This is a genomic window from Paenibacillus sp. P4_A7, assembly GCF_056402455.1.
The window spans coordinates 1-1,182 of the sequence record NZ_JBFUHJ010000797.1 but is presented as its reverse complement, the minus strand read 5'-3'; the positions used below and the strand labels follow the sequence as shown (position 1 = coordinate 1,182).

Below are 1,182 nucleotides of genomic sequence, written 5' to 3'. Positions count from 1 at the left end.
CTGCGAAGGTGCTGCATGAAAATACATTTACATTCCAAGTGACCGACATCACTGGTGCTCCGCTGCAAGGCGCCGCAATTTCTGTTCAGCTCGATATGATTGGCATGGTATGCGGTAATTACAACTTCGATATGAAAGAAACATCACCCGGCGTTTATAAAGGTGAAGGAGTACCCCTTATGGCAGGAATTTGGAAAGCTACGCTAACGATAAATAAAGATAAAGAAACTTATACCGTTATACGCCGTTTGATGGCGGTGCATTGAGCTTTTTTATTTTCCACACGAACGGGGTATTTGGGGGCTTCTAGCTCAAATAACGGATCTGATGTGTGAACGCATCTCCATAATGGGGAACGTTCACATATACACACTTCTGTGTCTGCTGTAATGTGTGCTCTGTCTACTTGCTTAAGTGCAGGTTGGCTGTTTTGATGGGCTGCCTCTGCTTGCAGTGTCAAGTTTGCTGTTTTGATACATTTAGCCTGAGCAGTTTCACTTTTTGAAATTAAATGACAACGCATAAAKAAAAGTTCTGAGTTAGTTTCAGGGTTTGAAATTAAATGCTTGGTTTGCTCGATCTGCGACCTCTTTCCGGTGATTTAGCTATACATTGTGAAACTAATCCGTCTCTAACACCACAATGCCGCTCGCTAGTTTCACAATCTGAAACTAATTTTATATTACCTCCAAGCAGCCTGAAGAGTATGTAAGTCATGGAGTTTCATATCAACAAAAAACGGATAGTTATCTGTTCAGTCCGCGTAGTTTCATTTTTTTCACTTAAATGAGAATTCCTATGGGTAAGTACCGATTTAGTTTCAGGTTTTGAGTTTATTTGCTAGGTTAGCTCGATCTGCGACCTCTTTCTGGTGATTTAGCTTCACATTGTGAAACTAATCCACCTCTAACTCCACAATACCGTTCGCTAGTTTCACAATCAGAAACTAATTTAATATTACCTACAAGCCACCTGATGAGTATGCAATTTTTGGTGGCTCTTATTAACAATAAACGGATGTTTATGCGCTATGAACGTGTAGTTTCATTTTTTGCAATTAAACAAGAAAACAAAAGGCTAAGCTCCAGTTTAGTTTCAGGTTTTGAGTTTATTTGCTAGGTTAGCTCGATCTGCGACCACTTTCCGGTGATTTAGTTTCACATTGTGAAACTAATCCACCTC

The 1,182-nt window shown here is 40.0% G+C and carries 1 pseudogene; it reads left to right on the top strand.

Annotated elements, in window-relative coordinates:
* Positions 1 to 266, top strand: a pseudogene (locus AC1DWN_RS34070) (hypothetical protein); the annotation flags it as partial.
* Positions 267 to 1,182: the final 916 nt, after the last annotated feature.